Genomic DNA, 4,165 nt, shown 5'->3' with positions numbered 1-4,165 from the left:
CCCCTGAGGAGCCCGCCCACCATCGTTTTTCCGGGGTGCTCAGCGCCAGCGCCAGGCGTGGTCGACCGGGCCGATGCCGGCGCCCAGGGCGAAGCCCCCGGCGATCGCGCCGGTGATGTACTCCTTGGCGGAGGCCACCGCCTGCGGCAGCGGCTCGCCCTTGGCCAGGCCGGCCGCGATCGCGCTGGCCAGGGTGCAGCCGGTGCCGTGGGTGTGCCGGTTGTCGTAGCGCGGCGCCCGGAACCAGTGCACCTCCTCCGGTCCGCCGTACAGCAGGTCGGCGGCCTCGCCCGCCAGGTGGCCGCCCTTGACCAGCGCCCAGCGCGGCCCGAGGTCGACCAGTGCCTTGGCGGCCTCCAGCATCTGCGACTCGTCCTCGACGGTCAGCCCGGTGAGCTGGGTCACCTCGTGCAGGTTGGGGGTGGCCAGGGTGGCGACCGGCAGCAGCTTCTCGCGGACGGTGGCGACGGCCTCGGCGACCAGCAGCGCGTCTCCGTGCTTGGAGACCCCGACCGGGTCGACCACCACCGGGGCGTCCACCCCGGCGAGCAGCTCGGAGACGGTCTCGACGAGTTCGACCGAGGCGAGCATGCCGGTCTTCACGGCCTGCACCCCGATGTCGTCCACCACGCTGCGGAACTGCGCCCGGACGGCTTCGGCGGGCAGTTCCCAGTAGCCCTGGACGCCGAGCGAGTTCTGCGCGGTGACGGCGGTGATCACGCTCATGCCGTGGACGCCGAGGGCGAGCATCGTCTTGAGGTCGGCCTGGATGCCGGCGCCGCCGCCGGAGTCGGAGCCGGCGACGGTGAGCACGCGGGGAGGTGCCTCGGAGGGGCCGCCCGATGGGGGTGCCCCCGGACGGAGTCCGGGGGAGAGTCGGCCGAGGGCTGGGGTGGGAGACGGGAGGGCCATGGGCCCCAACCTACCCGCGCGGTTTCAGAGCACCGCCTCGGACTCCGTCCAGCGGTCCTTCGGCACCGTCTTCAGCCGGGTCACCGCGTCGCCGAGCGGCAGCAGCTCGATGCCGGTCCGACGCAACGCCGTGAAGTGCCCGAACGCCCCCTGGTGGACGGCCTCCACCGCGTGCCAGCCGAACCGGGTGGCGAGCACCCGGTCCCGGGCGGTCGGGGTGCCGCCGCGCTGGACGTGGCCGAGGATGACCGGGCGGGCCTCCTTGCCGAGCAGGTTCTCCAGCTCGTGGGCGAGCCGGTTGCCGATCCCGCCGAAGGTCCGGTGGCCGTACTGGTCGACCTCGCCGTGGTCGAAGCGCATGGTGCCGGGCACCGGGGAGGCGCCCTCGGCGACGGCGATGATGGCGAATTTCTTGCCGCGCGCGAAGCGGTCCTCGATTATCCGGGCCACCGCCTCGATGTCGAAGGGCTTCTCCGGGATCAGGATGCCGTGCGCACCGCCCGCCATGCCCGCGGTGAGGGTGATCCAGCCGGTGTGCCGGCCCATCAACTCGACCACCATGACGCGCTGGTGGGACTCGGCGGTGGTCTTCAGCCGGTCGATCGCCTCGGTCGCGACGTGCACGGCGGTGTCGAAGCCGAAGGTCACGTCGGTGCCCTCGATGTCGTTGTCGATGGTCTTCGGCACCCCGACCACGGGCAGTCCGGCGTCGCTGAACTGCTTGGCGGCGGTCAGCGTCCCCTCGCCGCCGATCGCGATCAGCGCGTCGATGCCGATCTCCCGGGCCAGCGCCTCGGCGTTCTCCACCGCCCAGGCGATCCGGTCCCGCCGCACCCGGGCCGAGCCCAGGATGGTGCCGCCGAGGGTGAGCAGGCCGGTGACGTCGTCGTGCGAGACCGTCCGGGTGCGGCCCTCGATCAGCCCGAGGAAGCCGTCCAGGATGCCGACGATCTCGTCCCCGTGGACGTCGGTGCCCCGGTGCACCACCGAGCGGATCACCGCGTTGAGGCCGGGGCAGTCGCCGCCGCTGGTCAGTACACCGATCCGCATGTCTGGTGTGCTCCCGCTCGCCGTGGTTCGGACCACCCGCGCCGGACGGGCGGGCTGGGATGCCGCCAGCGTACGCAAAACGCACCCGCGACGCCCGTCCCCCCGCACGCCGGGACGTCACGCGCCGCCCACCGTACGGGGATCCGCGCGGGCCGCGCGCTACTCGGCGAAGTGGTCCCAGCCGCCGACCCGGTCCCAGGGCGCGCCGTCCACCGTCACCCGGCCGCCGCGGCTGCCCGCCGGACGGCCGGTCACCTCGCCCACCACCCGCCAGCGGGCAGGGAGTTGGACCCCGCGCGGGAAGGTGGCCACGATCGCGTGGTCCTCGCCTCCGGAGAGCACCCAGACCAACGGGTCCACCCCGACCGCCTGGCCGATGTCGGCCATCTGCGCCGGGACGTCGAAGTCGGCGGCCCTGAGGTCGATGTCCACCGCGCTGGCCCGGGCCACGTGGCCGAGGTCGGCGACCAGCCCGTCGCTCACGTCGATCATCGAGGTCGCGCCCAGCTCGGACGCCGCCGGACCCGCGTGGTACGGCGGTTCGGGACGGCGGTGCGCCTCGACGAAGGCGCGCGGGGAGCGGAAGCCGCGCTGGAGCACGGTGAGGCCGGCGGCCGACCAGCCGAGCCAGCCGGTCACCGCGACCACGTCGCCGACCTGCGCACCGGCGCGTGTCACCGCCGCACGCCCCTGGAGGTCCCCGAGCGCCGTGATGGCGAGCGTGACGGTGTCGCCGCGCACCACGTCGCCGCCGACCACCGTCGCCCCGGCCACCTGGCACTCGTCGCGCAGTCCGTCCATCAACTCGGTGGCCCAGGTGGTCGGCAGGTCCGCGGGGGCGACCAGGCCGAGCAGTATGGCGGTCGGCACCGCCCCCATCGCGGCCACGTCGGCGAGGTTCTGGGCGGCGGCCTTGCGGCCCACGTCGTAGGCGGTGGACCAGTCCCGGCGGAAGTGCCGGTTCTCGATCAGGATGTCCGTGGTCGCCACCACCCGGCCGTCCGGAGCCCGCACCACCGCGGCGTCGTCACCGGGGCCGAGGTCGACCGCGTCGGTGAGCGGTACCCGGGCGGTCAGCTCCCTGATGAGGCCGAACTCGCCGAGCTCGCCCACGGTCCCCTGCATCTGCCGTCCTCTCGCGTTTCCATCCGATTCGGTCCCCGTCGCGCTCCCCCGCGCGCAGCGTACGCCCTTCGGGGGCCTCGGGGTCTCCCCTCCCCGGCCCGCTGCGCGGTAGCGTGGTGATCAGCCTGCCGGTGAGCTCACCCACCCACACGCCTGACCGGGTGATCACGGCGGCGATCCCCCTTAACCGGCCGCCGGGAGGTCCTCGTGGTACAGGCATACATCCTGATCCAGACCGAGGTTGGGAAGGCCACCGCCGTGGCCGGGACCATCTCCGAGATGCCCGGCGTGCTCACCGCCGAGGACGTCACCGGCCCCTACGACGTGATCGTCAAGGCCGAGGCCGAGACGGTCGACGAGCTGGGCCGCATGGTGGTGGCCCAGGTCCAGAAGGTCGAGGGCATCACCCGCACCCTCACCTGTCCCGTGGTGCACCTGTAGGTCCGGGACGCCCGGGGCCTGTCGTCGGGCGCCCCGCAGTCGGAGTGCGACGACAGGTCCCGAGCCCCGGATACCATCGGCGGGTGGCCAGAGAACTGCGCGTCCCCAAGGCGCTGACCGCCCTGCCGGCCCCGGTTCGCTGGCTGGCCCTGCCCGTCGCGCTGACCTGCACGGTCGTGGTGCTGGTCGGCAGCTGGGGCCCGGCCGACCCGAAGGTCGAGGTCCCTCGGCCGAGCGGCAGGGCGGCCGAGTACTGCCGCTCGCTCGCCGCCGCGCTGCCCGCCGAACTGCTCGGGCACGCCCGCAGGGACCCGTCGCCCGCCTCGCCGTACGTGGCCGCCTGGGGCGGTTCGCCCCGGACGGTGCTGCGCTGCGGCATCGACCGGCCGGAGGAGCTGGACGGCGATCACGCCGCGGACTGGTCCCCGAGCGTCGACGGCGTCACCTGGTGGTCGCAGAAGCTCGCCGACGGCGGCTACCGCTTCGTGACGACCATGCGCGCCGCCTACGTCGAGGTGACCGTCCCGGCCGGGGCCGCGCAGAACCCCTTCGACCCGGCGGCCGCCCTGAGCGGCGCGGTCAAGGCCAACGTCCCGGGCTGAGCCGGGCGACGGCCCGGGCCTGACGGGACGTACCG

General features: G+C 74.1%; 5 protein-coding genes. 2 read left to right on the top strand and 3 right to left on the bottom strand.

All coding sequences use genetic code 11. The features are described 5' to 3' along the window. Nucleotides 1–39 precede the first annotated feature (39 nt). The 3 genes from thiD to ACFU7Y_RS41100 form a co-directional block, all read right to left on the bottom strand. Nucleotides 40–813 carry a bifunctional hydroxymethylpyrimidine kinase/phosphomethylpyrimidine kinase gene (thiD, locus tag ACFU7Y_RS41110; protein WP_224278603.1) on the bottom strand — a complete coding sequence of 258 codons (774 nt, stop codon included), beginning with the start codon at nucleotides 811–813 and terminating at the stop codon, nucleotides 40–42. A gap of 123 nt (nucleotides 814–936) precedes the next feature. Beyond that, on the bottom strand, nucleotides 937–1,962 hold the full coding sequence (locus tag ACFU7Y_RS41105) for an ATP-dependent 6-phosphofructokinase (RefSeq protein WP_224278605.1): 1,026 nt from the start codon (nucleotides 1,960–1,962) through the stop codon (nucleotides 937–939). A 159-nt stretch (nucleotides 1,963–2,121) separates the two neighbouring features. After that, on the bottom strand, nucleotides 2,122–3,087 hold the full coding sequence (locus ACFU7Y_RS41100) for a thiamine-phosphate kinase (RefSeq protein ID WP_380771508.1): 966 nt from the start codon (nucleotides 3,085–3,087) through the stop codon (nucleotides 2,122–2,124). A 207-nt stretch (nucleotides 3,088–3,294) separates the two neighbouring features. Between ACFU7Y_RS41100 and ACFU7Y_RS41095 the strand changes: the two genes are divergently transcribed. Together ACFU7Y_RS41095 and ACFU7Y_RS41090 are read left to right on the top strand one after the other, a co-directional pair. Then, the gene (locus ACFU7Y_RS41095) at nucleotides 3,295–3,528 is read left to right on the top strand and encodes an Lrp/AsnC family transcriptional regulator (protein WP_224278608.1); all 234 of its coding nucleotides are present in this window, start codon (nucleotides 3,295–3,297) and stop codon (nucleotides 3,526–3,528) included. A gap of 83 nt (nucleotides 3,529–3,611) precedes the next feature. Beyond that, a complete protein-coding gene (locus ACFU7Y_RS41090; RefSeq protein WP_224278610.1) occupies nucleotides 3,612–4,130 on the top strand; it encodes a DUF3515 family protein in 519 nt (172 codons plus the stop codon). The last annotated feature ends 35 nt before the right edge of the window (nucleotides 4,131–4,165 follow it).

The organism is Kitasatospora sp. NPDC057542 (assembly GCF_042801945.1).
Taxonomy (GTDB): domain Bacteria; phylum Actinomycetota; class Actinomycetes; order Streptomycetales; family Streptomycetaceae; genus Kitasatospora.
The sequence above is the reverse complement of the archived record's forward strand: the minus strand, read 5'-3'. Positions and strand labels throughout refer to the sequence as shown.